This is a genomic window from Mycobacterium sp. E1715 (assembly GCF_001667625.1).
In the GTDB taxonomy this organism is placed as follows: Bacteria; Actinomycetota; Actinomycetes; order Mycobacteriales; family Mycobacteriaceae; genus Mycobacterium.
Genome location: NZ_LZJJ01000138.1, coordinates 1 through 927, shown reverse-complemented (window position 1 = coordinate 927; position 927 = coordinate 1). Strand labels below are relative to the sequence as shown.

1 protein-coding gene is annotated in these 927 nt (G+C 74.2%); it reads right to left on the bottom strand.

All coding sequences use genetic code 11. From position 1 onward, the window contains the following. A partial coding sequence (locus tag A9X03_RS07620) for an acyltransferase domain-containing protein (protein ID WP_156746500.1) occupies nt 1-927 on the bottom strand: 927 nt, incomplete at both ends.

Genomic DNA, 927 nt, shown 5'->3' with positions numbered 1-927 from the left:
CCGGCGCCGGAGACGAACAGCTGGCCGGCCGCCAGCAGCAGCGAATCGACTTCGGGACGGTCCTTGGACATCGACACCGCCGCCACGGCCGGCTCACTCGCCAGGGACCGCTCCACCGCGGCCGTCAGCGCCGCGCCCGGGCCCACCTCCACGAAGGCGGCACCGCCCAGCGATTCGGCCACCCGCACGCCGTCGACGAACCGCACCGGCCGGCGCACGTGCTCGACCCAGTAGTCGGCGGACCCGTATCCGGGGCCGGCCAATTGCCCGGTCACGTTGGACACCAGGTCGATTCGCGGCGCGCCGGGCGACACCCCGGCCACCACCGCGGCGAACTCCTCGATCATCGGCTCCATCAACGGCGAATGGAACGCGTGCGAGACGGCCAACTGCCGCACCCGCCGGCCGCAGTCCGCCAGCCGATCCGCCACCGTCGTCACCGCGGTCCGCTCACCCGAGAGCACCACCGCGTCGGGGCCGTTGACCGCCGCGAGGCTCACGTCGCCGTTGAGCAGCGGCGCCACCTCGGCCTCGGTGGCGCTCACCGCCACCATCACCCCGCCGGCCGGCAGCGCCGCCATCAACCGCCCACGGGCCGCCACCACCCGCGCCGCGTCAGGCAACGACAGCACCCCCGCCACACAGGCCGCCGCGATCTCCCCCACCGAGTGGCCGATCACCACATCGGGGATCACCCCCCAGGACCGCCACAGCGCCGCCAGGGCGACCTCGAGCACGAACAACGCGGGCTGGGCGAACTCCGTGCTTTCCAGCAGGTCCGGGTCGGCGCCCCACATCACGTCACGCAGCGGCAGCCGAGCGTGGCCGTCCACCGCCGCCACGGCCTCGTCGAAGGCCTGGGCGAAGGCCGGAAAGCGTTGGTACAGCTCCCGTCCCATCCCGAGCCGCTGGGAGCCCTGGCCGGGG